At 39.7% G+C, this 21179-nt stretch carries 24 protein-coding genes; 19 read left to right on the forward strand and 5 right to left on the reverse strand.

The features are described 5' to 3' along the window. Positions 1–37: 37 nt before the first annotated feature. A complete protein-coding gene (tnpB, locus tag NE257_RS03715) occupies positions 38–391 on the reverse strand; it encodes an IS66 family insertion sequence element accessory protein TnpB (protein WP_251885799.1) in 354 nt (117 codons plus the stop codon). Next, on the reverse strand, positions 381–572 hold the full coding sequence (locus tag NE257_RS03720; RefSeq protein WP_251885800.1) for a hypothetical protein: 192 nt from the start codon (positions 570–572) through the stop codon (positions 381–383). Before NE257_RS03720 ends, tnpB begins: the two co-directional genes overlap by 11 nt. Positions 573–925: 353 nt before the next feature. Between NE257_RS03720 and NE257_RS03725 the strand changes: the two genes are divergently transcribed. Further along, positions 926–1849 carry an SMP-30/gluconolactonase/LRE family protein gene (locus NE257_RS03725; RefSeq protein WP_251885801.1) on the forward strand — a complete coding sequence of 308 codons (924 nt, stop codon included), beginning with the start codon at positions 926–928 and terminating at the stop codon, positions 1847–1849. Between the two features lie 328 nt (positions 1850–2177). Here the strand turns inward: NE257_RS03725 and tuf are convergent, their stop codons facing one another. Continuing rightward, positions 2178–3365, reverse strand: coding sequence for an elongation factor Tu (gene tuf / locus NE257_RS03730; protein WP_251885802.1), 1188 nt, complete (start codon positions 3363–3365; stop codon positions 2178–2180). A 190-nt stretch (positions 3366–3555) separates the two neighbouring features. Here tuf and NE257_RS03735 point away from each other — a divergent pair, with 190 nt between their 5' ends. The 17 genes from NE257_RS03735 to NE257_RS03815 all read left to right on the forward strand — a co-directional run bounded on the left by NE257_RS03735 (position 3556) and on the right by NE257_RS03815 (position 19058). Next, positions 3556–4635 carry a S66 family peptidase gene (locus tag NE257_RS03735; protein ID WP_251885803.1) on the forward strand — a complete coding sequence of 360 codons (1080 nt, stop codon included), beginning with the start codon at positions 3556–3558 and terminating at the stop codon, positions 4633–4635. A gap of 308 nt (positions 4636–4943) precedes the next feature. Beyond that, the gene (locus tag NE257_RS03740) at positions 4944–5972 is read left to right on the forward strand and encodes a 3-deoxy-7-phosphoheptulonate synthase (RefSeq protein ID WP_007208373.1); all 1029 of its coding nucleotides are present in this window, start codon (positions 4944–4946) and stop codon (positions 5970–5972) included. Positions 5973–5974: 2 nt separating this feature from the next. Beyond that, positions 5975–6661: a DUF554 domain-containing protein gene (locus NE257_RS03745; RefSeq protein WP_251855045.1), complete on the forward strand. Its 687-nt coding sequence runs from the start codon at positions 5975–5977 to the stop codon at positions 6659–6661. A 280-nt stretch (positions 6662–6941) separates the two neighbouring features. Continuing rightward, positions 6942–7700: an amino acid ABC transporter permease gene (locus NE257_RS03750; protein WP_251851505.1), complete on the forward strand. Its 759-nt coding sequence runs from the start codon at positions 6942–6944 to the stop codon at positions 7698–7700. A 24-nt stretch (positions 7701–7724) separates the two neighbouring features. After that, positions 7725–8546 carry a transporter substrate-binding domain-containing protein gene (locus NE257_RS03755; protein ID WP_007208370.1) on the forward strand — a complete coding sequence of 274 codons (822 nt, stop codon included), beginning with the start codon at positions 7725–7727 and terminating at the stop codon, positions 8544–8546. A 15-nt stretch (positions 8547–8561) separates the two neighbouring features. Continuing rightward, complete coding sequence (locus tag NE257_RS03760; RefSeq protein WP_251885804.1) at positions 8562–9272, forward strand: amino acid ABC transporter permease; 711 nt, start codon at positions 8562–8564, stop codon at positions 9270–9272. A 2-nt stretch (positions 9273–9274) separates the two neighbouring features. Next, positions 9275–10021: an amino acid ABC transporter ATP-binding protein gene (locus tag NE257_RS03765; RefSeq protein WP_251886442.1), complete on the forward strand. Its 747-nt coding sequence runs from the start codon at positions 9275–9277 to the stop codon at positions 10019–10021. A gap of 11 nt (positions 10022–10032) precedes the next feature. Continuing rightward, complete coding sequence (locus NE257_RS03770; protein WP_251885805.1) at positions 10033–11259, forward strand: aminotransferase-like domain-containing protein; 1227 nt, start codon at positions 10033–10035, stop codon at positions 11257–11259. Between the two features lie 12 nt (positions 11260–11271). Next, on the forward strand, positions 11272–12246 hold the full coding sequence (locus NE257_RS03775) for a D-2-hydroxyacid dehydrogenase (RefSeq protein WP_251885806.1): 975 nt from the start codon (positions 11272–11274) through the stop codon (positions 12244–12246). An 11-nt stretch (positions 12247–12257) separates the two neighbouring features. Then, complete coding sequence (locus tag NE257_RS03780; RefSeq protein ID WP_251885807.1) at positions 12258–13016, forward strand: amino acid ABC transporter ATP-binding protein; 759 nt, start codon at positions 12258–12260, stop codon at positions 13014–13016. A gap of 9 nt (positions 13017–13025) precedes the next feature. Continuing rightward, positions 13026–14201, forward strand: coding sequence for an MFS transporter (locus tag NE257_RS03785; RefSeq protein WP_251885808.1), 1176 nt, complete (start codon positions 13026–13028; stop codon positions 14199–14201). Between the two features lie 80 nt (positions 14202–14281). After that, positions 14282–14755, forward strand: coding sequence for an Lrp/AsnC family transcriptional regulator (locus tag NE257_RS03790; protein ID WP_251885809.1), 474 nt, complete (start codon positions 14282–14284; stop codon positions 14753–14755). 161 nt (positions 14756–14916) lie between these two features. Then, complete coding sequence (locus tag NE257_RS03795; protein ID WP_007208362.1) at positions 14917–16080, forward strand: betaine/proline/choline family ABC transporter ATP-binding protein; 1164 nt, start codon at positions 14917–14919, stop codon at positions 16078–16080. Between the two features lie 2 nt (positions 16081–16082). Next, on the forward strand, positions 16083–16721 hold the full coding sequence (locus tag NE257_RS03800; protein ID WP_251851512.1) for an ABC transporter permease: 639 nt from the start codon (positions 16083–16085) through the stop codon (positions 16719–16721). Beyond that, positions 16718–17638, forward strand: coding sequence for an osmoprotectant ABC transporter substrate-binding protein (locus tag NE257_RS03805; RefSeq protein WP_251885810.1), 921 nt, complete (start codon positions 16718–16720; stop codon positions 17636–17638). The genes NE257_RS03800 and NE257_RS03805 overlap by 4 nt, the downstream gene beginning before the upstream one ends. Positions 17639–17642: 4 nt before the next feature. Further along, positions 17643–18320 (forward strand): ABC transporter permease, encoded by a 678-nt coding sequence (locus tag NE257_RS03810; RefSeq protein WP_040366598.1) that lies wholly within the window; start codon positions 17643–17645, stop codon positions 18318–18320. Between the two features lie 375 nt (positions 18321–18695). Next, the gene (locus NE257_RS03815) at positions 18696–19058 is read left to right on the forward strand and encodes a TIGR02328 family protein (RefSeq protein WP_251885811.1); all 363 of its coding nucleotides are present in this window, start codon (positions 18696–18698) and stop codon (positions 19056–19058) included. A 104-nt stretch (positions 19059–19162) separates the two neighbouring features. Here NE257_RS03815 and NE257_RS03820 read toward each other — a convergent pair whose 3' ends face one another. Then, on the reverse strand, positions 19163–19366 hold the full coding sequence (locus NE257_RS03820; protein ID WP_251885812.1) for a hypothetical protein: 204 nt from the start codon (positions 19364–19366) through the stop codon (positions 19163–19165). A gap of 80 nt (positions 19367–19446) precedes the next feature. On the opposite strand from NE257_RS03820, the gene NE257_RS03825 reads away from it, so the two are divergent. After that, complete coding sequence (locus tag NE257_RS03825) at positions 19447–19968, forward strand: ECF transporter S component (protein WP_251855037.1); 522 nt, start codon at positions 19447–19449, stop codon at positions 19966–19968. A gap of 8 nt (positions 19969–19976) precedes the next feature. Here the strand turns inward: NE257_RS03825 and queG are convergent, their stop codons facing one another. After that, positions 19977–21116, reverse strand: a complete 1140-nt coding sequence (gene queG, locus NE257_RS03830; protein ID WP_040366592.1) for a tRNA epoxyqueuosine(34) reductase QueG — start codon at positions 21114–21116, stop codon at positions 19977–19979. Positions 21117–21179 lie beyond the last annotated feature (63 nt).

Below are 21179 nucleotides of genomic sequence, written 5' to 3' on the forward strand. Positions count from 1 at the left end.
AATAGAGGAAGAACACTTTTTTGTTCTTCCTCTGTTTTTAAAAGGTTCCTTTGGAACCTGATAAGATGGCTTTGGGTTGATCAATGCTCAATCCCTCTAATAGCCAGCGTACTTGTTGAGCAGTTAAACTTCTGACTTCCTCTTTTTTTCGAGGCCACTTGAGCGTACCGTTTTCAAGGCGCTTGTAGCACAACAAGAACCCATCACCATCCCAATAAAGAATTTTAAAGCGATCACTGCGTTGCCCACAAAACAGGAAAGCTGCGTCCTGATAAATATCTAAATCATATGTGTGTTGAATTAGGCTGGCTAACCCATCAATTCCTTTTCGTAAATCCGTTTTACCACAGACAATGAAAACATGATGGACAGTTTGAAAGTTAAGAAGCACCTGACAAACCTTCTTTCAATACGGCTTGCAGAATATAATTGTTCACTCCATTATAAATGAATACCTCAGAGCCGTTTTTTTGTTTCAAACGGACAGCAAGTTTATTCGTAGGGTTACCTACAATTTGTTTTGCAGATATCTCTTTCGGAATTTGGATAGGGACAATATCTTGATGATTCATAAAAGACCTCCAGATTTCTTGATGGCTCAAGTATATCGGAAGGTCTTCTTTAAGGTAAGGTACTATTCTATTGGGCGCTTACCTGACGTATACGCGGATTTTCGTTATGGGACTAATTTTTCGATTCAATTTGTTCCTCTTAGTAAAAGCAGTAGTATAACATTGAATGAATTGGACCATGAGGCGATCTTGGCTTATGATGGATTCACTCGGGGCTATAACCGTAATAAAGGAATGCAAAAATAAAAGAGATCGGCTAAAAATTTCATTATAGTTCTCAAATTTTCATGATACAATTCTAGTGAACCTGTAAACGGTTTTATTACGATGAAGCGTGAAGGATAGGTGAAACAATGAGTAAGTCAGAATTAATAGCGTCCGTTCCATATAATGAAAGAGCTATTCCGATAAAAGAAGCAAAGCCCTGGTTTAAAGTGTCGGATAGTCAAATGCAGCTCGAAGGATTGTGCTTTGATGGTCAAGGGCATTTGTTTTTTGTTGATGTGTTTGGTGGTGGGGTGTATTGTCTTTCGTTAGATGAGATGGAACTGAAGCAGATTGCTTCGTTTCCAGATGAAAATCCTGCAACGGTCAAGCGCCGTCAAGATGGACGCCTCTTTGTTTGTTTCTTAGGAGATATGAAATCAACTGGTAGTGTGATTTCGATGAATGCTGATGGAAGTGACGTCCAAGTCGTTGTTGATTCTTCTTTAGGCTATGTGGTCGATGATTTAACTTTTGATAAAAATGGCGGCTTCTATTTTACGGACTTTAAAGGGTATTCTTGTGAGCCGACTGGCGGTGTCTACTATGTTGCACCTGATTATCAAACGATTACCAAAGTCATGGGGAATATGGCGGTGCCAAATGGAGTTGCGTTAAATTTAGCGGGGGATGGTCTGTGGGTGACTGAGATGAGTCAAAATCGTCTGCACTATCTGACGATGACAGATGATCCGATAGTGATTGCCAACTATGGAAGTTCCGTACCTTATAACTTTACAGGGCTAGAAGGACCGGATTCAATTTGTATTGACGCACAAGATCATTTATATGTCGCGATGTATATGCAAGGTCGCGTAATGGTTTTTGATCGTAATGGTAATCCAATCGAGCAAGTGCTCATTCCTGAGCGAATCAATCAAAAAATGATGCGTTCGACTTCAGTTGCAATCCATCCAGATAAGAAAAAAATGATTCTTTGCTCGAATGATGGGGAAGGTGATGGCGGCTCATGGCTGTATTCTTGTAAAAGTTTGAGTCCAGGCATTGTATAAGAGGATGTGTCAAAAGCGTTTAGCTCTGAGTAATGAATCAGAACTTCTGAAAATTGGTTCCCAAATTTTCAAGAAGTTTTGATTCATTGTCGAGAGAGCTGCTTTTGACTCACCGTTAAAAGAGGATGTGTCAAAAGCGTTTAGCTCTGAGTAATGAATCAGAACTTCTGAAAATCAGTTCTAAAATTTCCGAGAGGGCTGCAAATGCTAATTAAAAATCCGAGAATGACCTATAAAGACAAAAAGCCCATAACATCCAAAAAGTTTGAAAACAACTTTTGGATGTTATGGGCTTTTTCTTTGTGGCTGACTAGCTTTCGTTCAGCTTTTATGATTCGATTTCTGTTACGATACCAGATCCGACTGTCCGGCCACCTTCACGGATAGAGAAGGTTGTCCCTTTTTCGACGGCAATTGGGTGAATCAATTCGACTTCGATGGTGACGTTATCGCCAGGCATGACCATTTCTGTACCTTCTGGAAGCACGACATTCCCAGTGACATCGGTTGTTCTAAAGTAAAATTGTGGTCGATAGTTGTTGAAGAATGGGGTATGGCGACCGCCTTCTTCTTTTGTAAGGACATAGACTTCACCTTTGAATTTAGTATGTGGAGTAATGGAGCCTGGTTTTGCTAAAACTTGGCCACGTTCAATTTCATCGCGATCGACACCACGTAATAAGACACCCACGTTATCACCAGCTTCACCTAAATCCAATGTTTTACGGAACATTTCGATTCCGGTAACGATTGCTTTACGGGTTTCAGGTTTGATACCGACGATTTCGACTTCGTCACCGACTTTTACAGTACCGCGATCGATTCGACCAGAAGCAACGGTCCCACGCCCGGTAATGGTAAAGACATCTTCGATAGGCAATAGCAATGGTTTGTCCGTATCACGGTCTGGAGTAGGGATGTAGTCATCGACAGTATCCATCAGTTCCATGATGGCAGCTTCGGCATCAGGATCACCTTCTAGTGCTTTTAATGCAGAGCCTTTAATGACCGGAATATCATCGCCAGGAAAATCGTATTCACTTAAGAGTTCACGAACTTCCATTTCGACTAGATCAATCAGTTCATCGTCATCAACTAAATCTGTTTTATTTAAGAAGACGATTAAATCTTTTACACCTACTTGTCGTGAAAGCAAAATGTGTTCACGCGTTTGGGGCATTGGTCCGTCAGTCGCTGAGACGACGAGAATCGCACCGTCCATTTGAGCGGCACCGGTAATCATGTTTTTTACGTAGTCCGCATGTCCTGGAGCATCGATATGCGCATAGTGGCGTTTTTCGGTTTCGTATTCGACGTGAGCGGTATTAATCGTAATCCCACGTTCGCGTTCTTCAGGAGCGGCATCAATACTTTCGTAGTCTTGAGGGTTTGCTAGACCTTTTTTGGCTAAAACAGAAGTAATCGCCGCCGTCAATGTCGTCTTACCGTGATCGACGTGTCCAATCGTTCCAATATTTACGTGTGGTTTTGTTCGACTGTAATGTTCTTTTGCCATTTGAAAATCCCTCCATTATTTGTAGTGTCTTACAATTTGTAAGCACTATCTTTGATACCTTCATTATAGGTCAAATAAAGTCAAAGTCAATTAATTGCACTTGCCATTGCTTTTTGGGTAGGATTCTTTTAGGATAAGAGCAACAAGGATTAGTCTTTGAGTGTCTAGTGACTTAGATTGGAGGAACGACATGAGAAAAAAACCAGCTCGTCTAGCAAAAGGAGACAAAGTTGCCATCGTAAGTTTATCTAGTGGTATTTTAGGTGATGACCACTGTGCATATAATGTAGAAATTGGTACAAAGCGTATGAGAGAGATGGGGTTAGAGCCTGTATTTACGAAGCACGCACTTGCGGGAAGTGACTATATTCGCAATCATCCAGAAAAGCGAGCGGAAGATATCAAGGCGGCCTTTTTGGATGAACGTATCAAAGGTATTGTGTGCGCGATTGGGGGCGACGATACGTATCGGATATTGCCGTATTTGATGGAGGATGAAGAATTTCGTGAGGCTGTAGTAACACATCCAAAGATTTTTACCGGCTATTCAGATACAACGATTAATCATCTGATGTTTTATCAGCTAGGGTTGCAGACTTTTTATGGTCCGTCCTTTCTTACCGATTTTGGTGACATTGGACCAGCTATGCTTCCCTATACCAAATCAGCTATCGAGCAGTTTATAGCAGAAGAGCCACTTCAAGAAACTATCTTACCGAGTGCAATCTGGTACGAGGAGCGTAAAGACTTTTCAGCCAATGCTAAAGGAGAGGCGCGTAGTAGTCACCAAGATATCCGAGGATTTGAACTGTTGCAAGGGGCACCTAGCTTTACTGGCCATCTATTAGGTGGTTGCTTTGAAAGCTTGACTGATTTTTTATCTGGGGAACGGTATCCAGATGAAAAGACAATTACAGCAAACTATCACCTCTGGCCAGAAAGCTCACAATGGCAAGGTGCGATTCTATTTATAGAAACGTGCGAAGAAAAAATCTCACCAGAAGCGTACAAACAAAAACTAGGCATTTTAAAAGAGACTGGTGTCTTCTCACAAATTGTAGGAATTATTGTAGGAAAACCGCAAGATGAGTGCTTCTATGAAGAATACAAATCAGTATTGCTTGATACCATTGCGGATGAGTCACTGCCGATTGCGTATAACTTTCCATTTGGTCATGCGTATCCACGAACAGTATTGCCGTATGGTATTAACGTGACGGTCGATACCATTTCCCAAGTGATACGCTTTAATGAGAGTTTATTCAGATAAAGTATTGACGTGAAAACGAGTCTTGTGCTATAGTTCAGCTAACGTATGGACGTTACCTCCTAATGAAGTAAATTTGGCATTCCCTCTTATAGAAAGTCGATGGTTGCTGCAAATCGATGATAGTGTCAAGTTGAAGTACGTCAGGTTGGTTTAGAATTAAATAGACGTAAAGTGGAAGAGTTATTCTTCAATTAAGGTGGTACCGCGGATAATTATTCGTCCTTAGCAGGTGATGCTAAGGATTTTTTTGTCTTGTTTTTGAGATATCATTCTTAAATAGAAAAGGGCATGTAGAAAGGAAGAATAGTATGAGTTTTGAAAAACTAAGCAAAAAAATAAATTTGGATTTGGTAAAGAATACGTCGTTATTGACGAAAGAGCAAGCAGACTACAAAACTGCGCGCGATGAAGAATTAAAACGAATTATTACCGGGGAAGATCAACGCTTCTTACTAGTAATCGGTCCTTGTTCGGCAGACAATGAAAAAGCGGTATTTGACTATGCGCAGCGCCTTGCTGAATTACAAGAAAAAGTAAAAGACAAAGTATTTATTGTTCAACGTGTTTACACAAATAAGCCTCGGACAAATGGCGATGGCTACAAAGGGATGCTTTACCAACAATCACCCGATGAAGAAGTTAACTTAATTCGTGGTATGGTTGCAGTACGCAAAATTCATCGTCGCGTATTAACAGAGACTGGCTTGACGACAGCGGATGAAATGTTGTACCCAGAAAACTTTGAACTCGTGTCAGACCTCGTAAGTTACCATGCAGTTGGTGCACGCTCGGTTGAAAATCAACAACATCGCTTTGTTGCAAGTGGAATTGATGCACCAGTTGGCCTTAAAAATCCAACAAGTGGGAATCTATCCGTTGCGTTTAATGCGCTGCATGCGGCTCAGCGTTCGCAATCCTTTATCTACAATGGGGTAGAGGTATCAACAAGCTCAAACCCATTGTCTCATCTAATCTTACGTGGTGGATTGGATGATTGTGGTAGAATTAAACCCAATTATCACTATGAAGACCTATTAGAAGCAGCTGCGATGTACAACAAAGAATCCTTTAGCAATCCATTTGTGCTAATCGATACAAATCATGACAACTCAGGGAAAAAATACTTGGATCAAATCCGTATTACCAAAGAAGTGTTAACTAACCGTGCTTGGAATCCACAAATCAGTAAACTAGTTCGTGGGCTAATGATTGAAAGTTACTTGGCGGATGGTCGCGGAGAAGGCGGCTCGCAAGAATATGGTCAATCGATTACTGACCCATGTTTAGGATGGGATAAGACTGCCGACTTGGTTAACTATATCCATCAGAATGTCTAGCTATGTGGGGAACATTATTTAATGTGAGTACCATTATTATAGGGTCCCTCATCGGAGGATCTTTAAGGGAACGATTTCCGGTGCGTTTCCAAACGATTTTATTACAGGCAATGGGATTAGTAGCGATTGCTATCGGTCTACATACAACAGTCGTAAATCTAGAAAAAAGCCAGTACCCAATAGTGTTTATCCTAAGTCTGGCAATCGGTGCTGTCATCGGTGAAAGCTTGCAGTTACAACAAAGGATGAATTCAAAAATTGATCAGGGTACAAATGGCAGTTTAGCAAGTGGCCTGACAACGGCTGTGTTACTATATTGTATTGGCAGTCTATCGATACTAGGGCCGATTCAAGCTGCGATCAATCAAGATTACACTTTTTTGATAACAAATGGGGTATTGGATGGAATTACTTCGATTGTATTAGCAGCAACATTTGGTTTTGGTATCATGTGGGCTGCGCTGGTGTTATTTATTTGGCAAGGAAGCATTTACTTAGTGGCTTTTCTTTTTCAGCAATCGTTAGATCCGACACTTTTTGTAGAGCCGATGATTATCGGAGGGATATTGATCTTTGCTTCAGGATTGGCAATTTTAAAAATCAAAGAGCTTCCAACACTGAATCTCTTGCCGGGATTATTTGTTTCCATGATTATTACTGTCTTCTTGTCGATTACACTCGGTCTATAATTTTGTGATGCCAAATCCGAATAATCTGTGTAAAAGAACGAATTACTAATACAAAAAACCATAAAATCCAGAAGTTTACAAAGAAACTTACGGATTTTATGGTTTTTTTGTGCTTAATAATTTATAGATGAAATCGATTTATTTTGATGAAGATAAGGTGAACTTCACAATTTATAAAATATTTCGATTATAGACAAGGGAAATATAGGAAAAGTTAGTGAAACAAGGTATGCTTTTAAAAATCAGAAAATTCAGATTTTTGCAACGAGGAGGAATGGCCATGAAAAGTTTTTTCAATTGGGAATTAGTGTATCAATACTTTCCCAAAATACTAAGTGCATTGCCTGTTACGTTAATGATCGTAGTCATTGCGACATTAGTAGGACTCGTTTTAGGTAGTATCATTGCTTTCATACGAGTAGAAAAGATCCCGATATTGACTCAACTCAGTGCCATTTTTGTTTCGTTTATACGAGGGACACCGATTTTAGTACAACTTTATGTAGTGTATTATGGCGTCCCGACTTTGTTAGAAGCGGTAAATATTGACGTATCATCTTGGAACAAAATCTTTTTCATTTATATTACGTATGGATTAAATACAGCAGCTTTTCAATCTGAAACGATTCGAGCCGCAATATTAAGTGTTCCTGCGACACAAAAAGAAGCCGCTATTGCTTGTGGGCTTACACGAGTCCAGTCCTATCGCACAGTCATTTTACCACAAATGGTGCGAGTGGCTTTGCCTTCATTTGGCACAACAACGGTAGCACTATTACAAGATACTTCATTAGCGTTTACAATCGGGGTCATCGACGTAGTAGGGAAAGCTAAAGCAATCGGTGCTGTTACTTTCCATACATTAGAAGGTTATGTAGGGGCTGCGGTCATCTTTATTGTATTAAGTTTTGTGCTTGAAAGAGCATTTGCATGGTTAGAGGAGCAAATGAAATTCGAACAAGCATCTAGTAAAAAAGTGTCGTTGCCATCGCTTCTTTTTTTTCAAAAAAAGGAGAAGGTTAAAACAACTTCATTATAAAAATAGCTCTTAGGGGGAAAATGTATGAAAAAATCAACTCTTGTTTCAGGTTTAAGTGTCATGGCTTTATCACTGTTATTAGCTGCTTGTGGGAGCAGCAGTTCGGCATCAAGTTCATCTGATGATAGTAGTGTCACAAAGGTTACCGTTGCGACAGGGAATGATGCCTTACCTTACGCTTATTTAGATGAAAATGGAGACTATGATGGGTATGATGTCGCAGTAGTAAAAGCAATTGACGAAAAATTGAAAGATTATAGTTTTACGTTTGAAGGATCTGATTTCCCTACGACGTTATCCAATCTTGAAAGTAATAAAGCACAAATGGCTGCTTATGAATATGAAGTGAATGATGAACGGAAAGAAAAATTTGTTTATGGTGATGTCGGCTATGTGGTTTGGGATACATATATCGCGTACGATCCAGATAAAGGTGAAACGTACAACACTTTTGATGATTTGAAAGGAAAGAAAGTCTATGTGACGACATCGACGAACCAAGCAGCGATGGCGGAAAATTACTTAAAGGATAATCCTGATGCCTTTACTTTAGTTTATGGTGAATACAGTAACGAACAAATCGTTCAAGCCTTAACGTCTGGAGCGGTGGATGCGACCCTGGCACCAAAATATCAAATTGATAACTACAATAAAACCTTTGATGTTGATCTAAAGATTGGTGATGAACCTGTTCATAACTCGGATGCTTACTTGTTATTTAATAAAAAGACTGATACAAAGTTGATTGATGCGGTCAATACTGCATTGAAAGAACTAAAAGAAGATGGCACGATTAAGAAGCTATCTGAAAAATATTTAGATGGAGATTATGTTCCAAAAGATTAAGAGGGGTGAGCAACTATGAGTTTTGATTTTTCGACAATGATAAATTCTTTAAAGATTGCTAGTCACTATGTAGGAACCACGCTTTTCATGGCGGGTTCCTCTTTAGTCATAGGTATCTTCTTTGGCCTATTGATTGCTCTAGCAAGACAATACAAAATCAAAGTGATTGCGCCTTTTTTCCAAGTATTTATCACCTTACTTAAAGGGGTACCGATTGTGTTAATTATTCTGGCAAGCTATTTGATTGCTTCCAAGAAATTTGATGATCTAGCAGAAGCGATGCACTGGTCGGTTCGTTTTAAAGATTTTAATATGATTTGGATTGCGATTTTTGCTTTAAGTATTTTATCCATCATTAATAGTAGTGAAATTTTTCGTGGAGCATTTTCTTCGATAAAAAAAGGACAATTCGATGCGGCAAAATCTTTAGGATTGACCAATTTCCAGACGATCAGACGAGTGTTATTGCCACAAGCTTTTCCAGTGTCCGTACCGATGTTTAGTAATTTACTGATTACGTTAATCAAAGCATCTGCACTAGCTTCAATGGTCAGTGTCGTGGATGTCTTTGCTGCAGCGAAAATCTCAGCTCAGCAAAACTACCGATTTTTAGAAGCTTATGTGGCGGTTGCGATTATTTATTGGGTGATTAGTATTATTATCGAAAAATGTGCGCAGCTATTCGAGCAACGCATGAATCGGAAATTAAGGAGGGCTTCTCTATGACCATGTTAGAAGTAAGAAATTTACATAAAAAGTTTGGCAAAAAAGAAGTACTGAAAGGAATCGATTTGGATGTCCATCAAGGCGAGGTGGTCGTCTTGTTAGGTCCGAGTGGGTCAGGAAAGACGACGTTTCTTCGCTGCTTAAATTTTTTGGAGCGAGCGGATCACGGACAAATGACCTTGGATAATCAATTAATCGAAGTTGGTAAGGCCAAAGAAAAAGAGATTTTAGCTCATCAGCGAAAAACGGCAATGGTTTTTCAAAATTATGCGCTGTTTCAAAATAAGACGGCGATTGAAAACATTGCAATGCCGGTCATGATGGCCCAAAAAAAATCAAAAGAAGAAGCCTATCAGTTGGCAACGCATTTATTGGAGCAGGTCGGTCTATCGGAGCGGGGCAACTTTTATCCTAGTCAACTTTCAGGTGGGCAGCAACAGCGGATTGGCATTGCGCGTGCATTATCGCTCAATCCAAAAGTCATTTTATTTGATGAACCGACCTCTGCACTTGACCCTGAGCTTGTTGGCCAAGTATTAGCCTTGCTTCGTGAGATTGCGGAGACTGGTGCGACAATGGTCTTAGTCACACATGAAATGAAATTTGCTTATGAGGTAGCTGATAAAGTAGTATTTATGGAAAATGGCTACGTCGTCGAACAAGGATCACCACAAGAAGTATTTGAACACACAAAAGAAGAGCGGACAAAAGCCTTTCTTTCACGTTTTACGAATCAATTTGCTGTATAGGAGGAAACTAGATGCACTATCAATTTGCGGATCGAATTAACCAATTACAAGGGTCACCCTTACGAGAAAATGCGAAAAGAAATATGGAAGCAAAAGATGTGATTTCTTTTGCCTATGGTTACCCATCAATTGATGCTTTTCCGATGGAGACCTTAAAGACCATTTCGGAAAGAATGTATACCGAATTTGATCCAGAGTCGTTTCTCCAATATGGTGCTAGTGAAGGCTTACCTGAATTAAGAGAATTAGTCAAACAACGGATTGCCAAACAGTCTGCGATTGCGAGTGACGATGACTTAATGATTGTCTCGGGTTCGACACAAGCAATGGATTTAGTCATTAAAGTTCTATGTAATGAAGGGGATGTCGTCCTTTGCGAGGAGCAAACGTTCTCCGGAGCAGTCAATGCGATTAAAGGATATGGTGCAAAAGCTGTCCCCGTGCCGATGAATGTCGATGAGGAGTGTCTCGATACGAAAGTCTTAGAAGAACTGTTGGCAAAAGATACGGAGCATCGCATTAAGTTACTCTATTTGATTCCTACCTTTCAAAATCCACTAGGCACATCGATTCCATTGGAAAAACGGCAGGAAATTTATGCAATAGCGAAAAAATATGGCCTGCTCATTTTTGAGGATGATCCGTATGGAGATTTGCTTTACTTTGGCGATTCCATCCCTAAGATGAAGTCGTTTGATACGGATGATTTGATTATCTATGCTGGCTCTTTCTCAAAAATTCTCGCACCAAGTACACGGCTAGGATTTGTCATGGCGCCGCCAGCAATCTTTGAAAAATTAGTATTAGCCAAACAAGTTTCTGATTCTCACACCAATTTTTATTGGCAAGTATTGCTTACAGAGTTCATGAAAAATTATGATTTTGAACAACATGTCTCTTATTTGAAAGAGTTGTATCGTGAAAAACTCACGGTCATGTTAGAAGAATTAGCAAAGCTCCCCCAAGATGCGATACACTACATTGAACCGACTGGTGGCTACTTTATCTGTTGTGAGTTAGCAGAAGATGTCGACGAAGAAGCCTTCTTAGATTATTTGTTTGATCACAAAGTTATCGTGATTCCTGGTAACATTATGAGTGTTGACGGTAAAGGATATGAAAAATTCTTTCGTCTGAATTTTACAAAACCAACGATTGAAGATATTAGACTTGGCATTCAGCAGATGCAAGATGCCATCAGCTTTGCTCGTGTTGAACAAGTATCAAAAGCTATCTGAGGAGAGTCGTGTATGAAATTAATTTATTATGGAGTAAGTGAAGAGGAGGAACCATTCATTCAACGATGGTCCTTCCTTCATAAAATTCCTGTCACAATAAGAAAAGAACAAATCAGTAAAGAAACCATCGAATATGCAAAAGGTCATGACGGTATCTGTCTTTATCCCAGTGTTGATATGCGTGAAAGTGAGACTTTTTATCGGATGTTGAGTAATTATGGCATGAAGCAGTTGTCGATTAAATCGACAGGTATCGATGGTGTTAATCTTGAGTGGGCGAAAAAATATCACCTTCAAGTAACCAATGTCCCCGCATACAGTCCTACGTCGGTCGGACACTTTGCCGTAATGGCAATCCTAATGCTCGCTCGCAATATTCCGATGCGTATGCACACGGATGATCAGTTAGTCAGAAAAACAGCTATTGGCGATGAGATTCAAGATATTAAGGTCGGCATTATCGGCACTGGTCGAATTGGCAAAGTAGTCGCTCAGACAATCGTCGCTATGGGTGGAACTGTCCTGGCCTATAGTCGCACACAGGACAAGGAGCTTGCCTCGCTGGTCAGCTATCTTTCGTTAGAAGATTTGGTTAGTCAGGCTGATATCTTATCCATACATATACCTTTGACAAAGGAATCGGTGCATCTTTTTGATGGTGAGCTCTTTGCCAAAATGAAACCGACTGCCAAAATCGTCAACACCGCTAGAGGAAAAATTATTGACACGAAAGCACTGATTCGTTGGTTAGAACATAGTGAGGGTGGATGTATGTTAGATACACTGGAAGATGAAGAGAAGTACTTCCAAGTAGGACAAGAGCAAAATCCATTTTATCAAGAGCTGATGGTTTATCCAAATGTCTTTATCACGCCACATATTGCCTATTACACACAACTTGCAGTCAAAGAAATTGCCGAGACCGCATTGAACAATGCACGCGATATTTTAGAGTCTGGGGCATCAAGAAACACAATATCATTATAAGGAGTGGTCTTATGATTGAAGCACAAGTTTTTGGTTTAAAGAAGCAATTTGGCAAAAATGAAATCTTAAAAGGGATTGACTTGACCATCCATCGTGGTGAAGTGGTCTGTATTATCGGTCCCAGTGGTTCAGGGAAAACAACTTTCTTACGCTGTTTAAATCTACTTGAAGAACCCAATGAGGGAAATTATCAACTTGCCGATACGATGTACAATTTAGCATCAATTGGCGCAAAACAAGCGCGTGAAATTGCTTTGAAGACGGCAATGGTGTTTCAATCATACGAGCTATTCAGTCATATGACTATTTTGAAAAATGTCATGGAAGGATTAGTGACACCTCGCAAGGTGAAAAAGAAAGAAGCGGAACAAATCGCCCTGGATGCTTTGCGACAAGTCGGACTAGAGGATAAAAAGGATATGTATCCAATCCAATTGTCTGGTGGACAGCAGCAGCGGGTAGGGATCGCACGGGCAATGGCGCTAACACCAGAGATTTTACTATTTGATGAACCGACATCGGCTCTCGATCCTGAATTAGTCGGTGAGGTTTTGAGTGTCATGCGCAGTCTGGCTGATAGTGGGCAAACAATGATTGTCGTCACTCATGAGATGCAATTTGCGCAAGAGGTTGCAGACAAAGTTATTTTTATGGCAGATGGATACATTATTGAGCAAGGATCACCGGATGAAGTTTTTAATCATCCGAAAGAAGATCGCACGAAGCAATTCCTATCTCAAGTGCGCTTCAAAGAAGTCATGTCTGCCTAAGGAGGGCGTATGGAAGAAGTCCAACAATCCGAAAAAATTTGGTCAAAAAATTTTATAGTAACAATGATCGTCAGTACGTTTGCTACGACAGCGGTCACTATGCAAATGGGGTCACTGCCAATTTACGTCAGTCAATTTGGTGGCTCCAAAGCTATGTCTGGCTTTATAGTCGGTATCTTAGGACTAGCTGCGTTAGTGACCCGTTTTCCTGTAGGCATCTGGCTTGATAAATATGGACGCAAACGCCTCTTAATCTTAGGGATTGTATTATTATTGCTTGATTTTGGTTTTTTAACACTTTATAAAACCATCCTCATTTTATTGGTTTTACGTATGGTCCAAGGAGTAGCAAATAGTATTCAAAGTACAGCGACAAGTACGATTGCAGCCGATTGCATTCCTAAAGATCAATTAGCAGCCGGTTTAGGGTATTTTAGTATTGCTCAAGCATTGCCTAGTGCAATTGGTCCTTTAATTGGACTTACCATTGCGAGTAAGTTTGGCTTCGAGCATTTGTTCCAATGTGCGTTTTTATTTGTATTGATTGCCTTTTTATTTAGTTTCCTGATTCGTGATGGCTATGAAGCTCAAGGTACGCTGCAAAAGAGCAGCTTAAAACAAGAGGAGGAAGCGCTAAGTAAACGCAAAACAATCCTTATTCCGAGCGCCATTTTATTTTTTATTTGTTTTGCCAATTCTGGTGTAGTTTCCTTTATCGCACAATTTGCAAATGAAAAGCATATCGGTGGCGCGGGCTACTATTTTACCATTATGTCCCTGGTAATGGTTGGCATTCGTTTTATTTTACCGAGTATCTTCATTCGCATTCAATCGATGGTTTTGGTTGTTGGAAGCATTGTTAGTATTGGTGTTTCCTTTTTGACAATTGCATGGACGACCTCTTTTTGGGGATTGATAGTTGCTGCTATGTTGTATGGTATTGGCTATGCATGCTTACTTCCGATGATGAATACCATCGTCTTAGAAAATGCTTTGCCACAAGAACGAGGGAAAGCGACTGCTATTTTTTCAGCATCATTGGACGTCGCATATGGCGGAGGCGTATTACTATGGGGTGTCGTTGCTTCGTTAACAAACTTTACAATCATGTATCTAAGTTGTGCTTTTTTTGCAGGAATCAGCTTATTTTTCGTGATTCTTTTCAGAAAAACACTCCGAATGTAAGAAAATATAACATGAAATGCAAAAATTACTTGCATCTTGGTGAATTACTCGCTAAAATAAAAAAAAGTGAGGTGTCATGAATGGATGCAATTGATCAAAATATATTAAATATTCTTCAAAAAAATGCACGAGAAACCGTCAAACAAATGGCAGAGGAATGTTTTATCTCTTCACCTTCTGTTTCTGTTCGGTTACAAAATTTAGAAAATCGCGGATTCATTAATTCTTACCAAGCCGTATTAAATTATCAAAAGATAGGTTTTTCAATAAAAGCGTATATCCATTGCGCTGTTAATGCCAAAGATAAACAAAATTTTTATACATTCATTGAAAATGTGGCCAATGTTACGGAGTGTGATTGTGTAACAGGTGAATATTCGATGATGTTAAAAGTATTTTTTCCGAATACGGTTGAATTGGATGAATTCATTAATCAACTTCAAAAATTTGGTGATACAAAAACAAACATTGTCTTCTCTACCCATATTGGCCCGAGAGGACTACATCTTTCTGAAGAGAATGTCTCTTTAAATAAAAAGAATCACAAAGATTGATAAAATATGGGGAAAAAGCTTTCTTTTGAAAGCTTTTTTTACTTTATAGAAAAACATCTGTCCTGGAATAAAATATATTTCGTGCAAAATAATTGTGAATTCTCAGTCTTTCACCCATACTTATTTATGTAGACACAAAAAAGAAGAAGAGGTGAAGTGTTTTGATCGAATTCCAACACGTTACAAAAGTTTACAAGGGTGGAAAAATCGCCGTCGAGGATGTCAATGTGTCCTTTGAAAAGGGTGAATTTATTTGTTTTATTGGTACGAGTGGTAGCGGGAAGACTACGTGTATGCGTATGATTAATCGGATGAATGAACCAACTGAGGGGAAGATCTTAATCGACGGCCAAGATATACAATCTCTTAATCCGGTGGAATTAAGAAGAAAGATCGGTTATGTCATTCAGAGTATTGGTCTTATGCCACATATGACGATTCGCGACAATATTACCTTAGTGCAAAAACTGTTAAAAGTTAGCGATGAAGAACGAAACAAAACAGCAGAAAAAATGATTGATCTTGTTGAACTACCTAGAGAGATGCTCGATCGTTATCCAAGCGAGCTTTCAGGTGGGCAACAACAGCGGATCGGGGTGGTGCGCGCATTGGCTGCTGATCAGGATATTATATTAATGGATGAACCTTTTGGCGCACTAGATCCAATCACGAGAGACGCCTTGCAGGATTTGGTGAAAGATTTGCAAGAGCGTTTAGGAAAAACCATCGTCTTTGTTACCCATGATATGGATGAGGCGTTAAAATTAGCGAATCGCATTGTGATCATGAGTGGCGGAAAAGTAATTCAATTTGGCACGCCTGACGAGATACTACGGAATCCAGCCAATGAGTTTGTCGAAGAGCTGATCGGTGAGGACCGCTTATTGCAAGCAAAACCGGATGCAACAATAGTTGGTGAAGTAGCACTGGCCAATCCAATTACGATTACGCGCGAACACTCATTACAAGAAGCCATTCGCTTGATGCGGCAAAAACGAGTGGATACACTACTAGTCGTGGATGAATCGAACCACCTTGAAGGCTATATCGATGTCGAAGTCATCGACCGTGAACGGGGATCAGGGAAGTCAGTCGGAGAAGTCATGAATCCACAAGTCTTCTTTGTAAAACAGTCGGCACTTTTACGGGATACTTTGCGTAGAATTTTGACTAGAGGAATTAAGTATGTGCCAGTGGTCGATGAAGAGAAAAGACTTGTGGGCATTCTAACGCGAGCTTCACTAGTGGATATTGTCTATGATGTTATTTGGGGCGAAGAAGAAACAGTTAGTGGAGCAGTTGAATCAGCCAAAGAGGAGGTCTAGTAATGGAAAACTTCTTTGCAGAATATGGAAATGACATAATACAAAAAAGTATTCAACATTTGTATATCTCGGCTTTTGCTCTGGTTTTAGGTGTGCTTGTGGCTGTGCCATTTGGCGTTTTATTGACGCGCTTTAAAAAAATAGCTAATGTCGTGATTAGCTTAACCAGTGCTTTACAAACGATTCCTTCCTTGGCGTTGTTAGCACTAATGATTCCAATTTTTGGTGTAGGAAAGACACCGGCGATTGTCGCTTTGTTTATTTATTCGTTGTTACCGATATTAAGAAATACTTATATCGGGATGAAAAATGTTAGCCGAGATTACGTCGACGTAGCAAAAGGAATGGGGATGACGAATTTACAGTCAATCTTTTCAGTCGAGCTTCCTTTGGCAATGCCGACGATTATGGCTGGTATCCGTTTAGCGGCCGTCTATGTGATTGCGTGGGCGACTTTAGCATCTTATATTGGCGCAGGTGGTTTGGGTGATCTGATCTTTAGTGGGTTAAATAATTATCAACCAGCACTCATCTTTGCTGGGACAATTCCAGTGACAATCTTAGCTTTATTAGCGGACTATTTATTAGGCTTAGTCGAAAAAATGCTTACTCCTAGTGCATTGAAGGGGGTAGAGGAATGAAAAGAAAATCTTATACCATCGTACTTTGTTTCAGTTTGCTAGTCTTTTTAGCATCTTGTTCTTTACCTGGACTTTCTAGCAGTGACTCAAAAAAGACCATCACGATAACGGGCGGAATTACATCGGAATCTCAAATTTTAGCTAGCTTGGTTGCTGGTATGATTGAGCACTATACAGATAATAAAGTGACTATCATCAACAACTTGGCGACAACAACCATTAATCACCAAGCGATGATGAATGGCGATGCACAAATTTCGACTGCACGTTATACGGGAACGGATTTAACGACCACACTTGGACTTGATCCGGTCAAAGATCCGACCGAAGCATATGATATTGTCAGTAAAGAATTTGAAAAACGCTACAATGAAACGTGGTTAAAACCATACGGATTTGATAATACATATGTGTATTTAGTGACAAAAGAGACAGCGGAAAAATATCATTTATCAAAAGTCAGTGACCTGAAAAATGTAGCTGATCAATTGTCTGCTGGCGTCGATCCAGCTTGGATTACCCGGGCTGGTGATGGTTATGAAGGGTTTAAAAAAGCATATGGATTTGAATTTAAAACAATCTTACCTATGCAAATTGGGTTGGTGTATGATGCAGTAGCGGCAGGTAAAATGGATATCGTATTAGGTTATTCAACCGACGGACGGATTGGTAGCTATGATCTTGTCATGTTAGAAGATGACAAGAAATTCTTTCCACCGTACGATGCGGTGCCGATAATTGACAACAAACTTCTAAAAGAACAACCGAAACTACAAGAAATTATTGACAAATTGGCTGGTACGATTTCAACAGATGAAATGCAAAAGCTGAATTTTGAGGCAGACAATAACTTAGTCGAACCAAGTGTCGTAGCCAAAGAATTTCTTGAAAAAAATAGGTATTTTGAAGGAGAGTGATGAAATGGATTTGCAAAATATGAATGTTTTGGAGCAATTTGTGTATTATTTTAAAGAAAATGGTACCTACGTCTTTAGTCAATTTCTTCGTCACTTTTTGATTTCAATCTACGGTGTGTTGTTTGCTGCAATCATCGCGATACCAATTGGAGTCGCAATTTCCAAGAAACGTGGCCTGGCTGACTGGGTTATTCGTCTAGCGAATATTATTCAAACAGTCCCCTCTCTCGCGATGGTTTCGATTTTAATGATTGGATTAGGATTAGGGGTAAATGTAGTGATTGTGACAGTAACCTTGTATTCACTGTTGCCAATCATCAAAAATACCTACACAGGCATGATCCAAGTTGATCGAGATATTATTGATGTCGGAAAAGGAATGGGGATGACGGCTACGCAGCGTTTATTTATGATTGAACTACCGCTTTCGGTATCTGTGATCATGGCGGGGATTCGAAATGCCTTAGTCGTAGCTATTGGTATTACGGCAATCGGTGCCTTTGTCGGGGCAGGAGGCTTAGGAGATATTATTATCCGGGGGACGAATGCAACTGATGGAACGGCGATTATTTTAGCGGGAGCGTTACCTACAGCATTAATGGCCATTATGACAGACTGGGTGTTAGGGATTGTTGAACGGAGACTTGATCCGACAACGAAGACATCTCGGACTGATTCATAGAAGCGAGTAAAAGTGGTTGGTAGGAAATCACTAAGATACAAGCAAGAAGACCATAAAATCTGAAGTTTATTCTAAGCTTTGGATTTTATGGCTTTTTTCGTCGTAAGTTGATTTGGCTGACTTTGATTTTTGCGACATACATTCACACTCATCAATATGAAAATGGGTTCCAAAAGTAGCTTTCCTGACAATATTTAAAAAAATTTTTAATAGTTTGAGAATATTTTAAATTTCCGAAGTTAGTACTCGGACCATCTTGTCATAGTTTTTTTTTGTTTGCGAGCAGTTTTATAGTCTATAGCGACTGGGCTGTGGTACCTTAATATAGGTTATTTGGCTAATTAGTTGAAAGAATTCGAAAGGAGTGGAGGATTTATGCATTTATGGCATCAAGATTTAATTGAAAAGCTGCCGCGCCAGCAATTATTAGGTCAGCATCGCGAATGCTGTGCCTTGCGGGGAAACGGTTGGGGAAAACCTCATGCAACGGTGAACTATGTTTTTCATTATCCGCCTTCTTATTTAGTTGACTATCACCAGTTGGTAATGGACGAAATGAAGTCAAGAGGATACAAGGTGAGTGAGGAATGGCTGAATCCCTTGTACAGGGGGAAAAAATGTGATGCTTTTTTAACTCTTAGCGAAACAGTTTCCCGTCATCCAATCTATCCTGAACACAATCTAGACTATTTGAATGAATGCAAAGAGAACCTAGCAAATAAAGGTGTATACATCTAAAACCCTCACTATAGGGGGAGAGTGAGGGTTTTGGAGTGCTTATTTGATATAGTTAGCTTATCGTACTGAAATCAATTTTAAGTAAACATTTTGTAAAAGTTCGCTTATTTTGCAATAAAGCAACGAAATTGTGATACATGCTCAATCAGTGTTTTTTGATTGTTAGCAAACTCAATCTTTAAAAGTGACTCTCCAATAGCGGTGACCTGTTCAATTTTATTGCCATAGCTATCACAAAGATAGCTACTTGCTCGCACTGTTTCCAATACCTGTTGGACACTTAATTCGATTTCTTTGGCTGTATTCATCTTAAAAAACCTCCTATAATAAAATTATGTAAACTAATTATGCTGATGATCCAATAATTTATTAAAAGGGGAATAAATTTATGAATCAACGATACGTAACGAGAGAATTAACATTACTGGCAATGGTTACGGCAGCTTGTGTTGTTGGACGATTTGCTTTTCAATTCATACCCAATTTTCAACCACTAACGACTATTTTTCTATTATTCACCTTTTATAATGGTGTCAAAAGAGGCATCATTGTCGCAGCACTATCGCTAGTGATTACGAGTCTTTATTTTGGGATTGGTATTTGGACGGTCGAACAAATTTTAGCTTATGCAATTATTTTACTGGTTTTCCAATTTTTGAAAAAAATACCTGTGTTTCAAAAAAGTCTCATCTTACAAGTTATCTTTGCGGTAGTGGCAGGCTTCTTATACGGCTTTATCATGTCCATATTTGATTATTTTATTTATGGCATGACTAATTATTGGGTGTACTATTTGCAAGGAGTTTCCTTTGACGCGGTACATGCAGTCGGCAATGGTATTTTTTACGTGATTCTATATCCAGTGTTTCGTTATTTAAATCAAAGAAACTACTTTTCAATTGAAAAGTAAGTTGACTCTTAGGAAATCTTCGCTAAATAGTGGAGATTTTTTTTAATTTCCGCTTGAACTTCTTCATCTGATTCTTCCAGGAGCAATTCTTCAAAAAGAGCAATTGTTTCCGCTGGTTCTTTCTTCGTTAATTCAGCGGTCGCCCATACTGCTGTCGCACGGATAACTGGACGTGGATCTTTCAGACAACGCATAATTTCTGGTAAGTTTTCCCTAGCACCTAAGTTAACAAGAGCAATGAGAGCATTTCGTTGCAAAGGTTTTTTCCCACGCCATGAGCCTGATAAATGACCATACTGTTTTTTAAATTCTTTGTTCGAAATTGATAACAAAGGGACGAGTGGCGGATAGACTTCATCGGTTTTTGGTTCCATTTCTTCGTGGAAGTGGAAATCTTTGCCACGATTATAAGGACAGACCAGCTGGCAAATATCACAACCGTAAATGACAGTATGCATTTTTTTACGAAATTCATTTGGCATAATGCCTTTTGTTTGCGTCTGATAAGAGAGACAGCGTTTGGCGTTCATGCGACCATCGCCTAGTAAAGCCGTCGTCGGACAGCCTGTGATACAGCGCGTGCAGTCGCCACAACCATTGGCTACAGGTTCATCAGGTTCAAGCGAAAGATTGGTCACAATTTCTCCTAGGTAGACGAATGAGCCAAACTCCTCCGTAATCAATAAGCCGTTCTTACCAATGAATCCCAAACCCGCGCGTTGTGCTACGGCAACATCGACGAATTCACCAGTATCGACTTGGGGCTTGAAGTGGCTATCGACACCTGCAGTTTCTGCCTGGATAAAGGCAATGAGCTGCTGCAGCTTTTCATTTAATACATCATGGTAATCAATTCCCCACGAAACTCTAGCAAATTGCCCACGCCTTTGATCTCTGGGCATTCTTTCATGAATTCTAGTCGGATAAGCAAGAGCGATGGCAATGATGCTTTTTGGATTATCAAAAGTCCGTTCGGGGTAAATCCGCTCATCGATATTCGGGTGTTCAAAGCCTGAAGTATGGCCAGCCGCTTTTTGTTCTTCTAGAGAATCTTTTAATTCAATAAAGGGGTCAGCCGTAGTAAACCCAATTTTATCAATTCCGATTCGCTTACTTTCTGCAATAATTTTTTCTTTTAAGGTTAGCAAGTCGGTCACCTCCCACCTAAAACTATACCACGAATCAGACTAAATGACTTTTTTCCGCGATTT

This window comes from Enterococcus italicus (assembly GCF_023743875.1).
Classification (GTDB): Bacteria; Bacillota; Bacilli; order Lactobacillales; family Enterococcaceae; genus Enterococcus_G; species Enterococcus_G italicus.